This window comes from Variovorax sp. E3, from assembly GCF_016082275.1.
Lineage (GTDB): Bacteria > Pseudomonadota > Gammaproteobacteria > Burkholderiales > Burkholderiaceae_C > Variovorax.
Genome location: NZ_MOWM01000348.1, coordinates 1 through 1,031 on the forward strand (window position 1 = coordinate 1; position 1,031 = coordinate 1,031).

The following is a 1,031-nucleotide window of genomic DNA, read 5'->3' on the forward strand; positions in this document are numbered from 1 at the left end:
GGGCGCAGCACGGGTTCGATGCGCGGCGCCGGCGGTACGGCGGCGACGGGCGCGGGGGCCACGGGAGCAGGAACCGGAGCCGGAGGCTGCTGCACGCGTGCGGCCTCGACCGGGCGCACGATCTTCTCGCCCGTCAGCAGCGGCCAGACCTTGGGCGCTTCGGCCTCGGTTTCCGGCGGCGCGAATTCCTTGTAGCCGTGGGCATCGCCGCCGAACTTGCGGAACAGGCCCGCGATGTCTTCCGGGGTCGGTTCGTCCTGGCTCATGACGGCTCCTTCGCCAGCCGCAGGTCGATGCGCGGGCCGCCTTGCGCGTCGGGCGGCAGGGCCAGCACCCGCAGCGACGACGGCATCTGCTGCGCGTCGAACCAGGCCTGGTAGATGCCTTCGAAGAAGCCGACGCTCCAGTTCGTGGCGTCGGGGCCGAACGCCACGGCGATCGGGCTGCAGGCGTGGGTGATGAACACGCAGTCGGCGTCTTCGCTCAGGCTGGTGAAGCCCCAGTCGATGTCGTCCCAGCGCGCGTTGAACTCGGCTTCGAGGTCGCCCAGGGTGTCACAACGCGGGATCGGCATGGCGTGCGCGAGGCGTTGGCCGATGCGAAAGAACAGCTGCCGCAGGTCTTCGGGCGGCAGGCCGGCGCTCAATTCGGCGGCCATGCCCCGATTGAATTCCAGCCACTGCGAACTGCACGAATTTTTCTCGTAATACTGAATAAACGTCGCGGCTGTTTCCATGTCCGAGCATTCTCTGGGATCAGTTAACCGTTGACAACAAATGTGAACTTTTCAATGCACCATCGGGCCTGAACTGTCTGAATTCGGGGACGGATTGGCGGCGCAATACCCAGTCCATGGGACGGAACCCATGTGTACCAATCCTGACGGTACGGCGCAATACGCTATTCGGATTCAAATCCGGATGGCGAGCGGCTCAATCCTCGATGCTGTCCGGTGCTGCCGGCGTGTCCACCGTGCGGGTGCCGCGCGGTGCGTGTGGCGCTTGCGGCGCGCGCGGCGGCCGACCCGCGCG

At 66.4% G+C, this 1,031-nt stretch carries 2 protein-coding genes; both read right to left on the reverse strand.

What is annotated here, in order from left to right; genetic code table 11:
- Positions 1–266 (reverse strand): BcsR/BcsP family cellulose biosynthesis protein (gene bcsR / locus BMG07_RS40765; protein WP_374221483.1); only part of this gene is annotated, 266 nt, incomplete at its 3' end.
- Positions 263–658, reverse strand: a complete 396-nt coding sequence (bcsD, locus tag BMG07_RS40770; RefSeq protein ID WP_269759912.1) for a cellulose biosynthesis protein BcsD — start codon at positions 656–658, stop codon at positions 263–265. The genes bcsR and bcsD, both read right to left, overlap by 4 nt.
- Positions 659–1,031 lie beyond the last annotated feature (373 nt).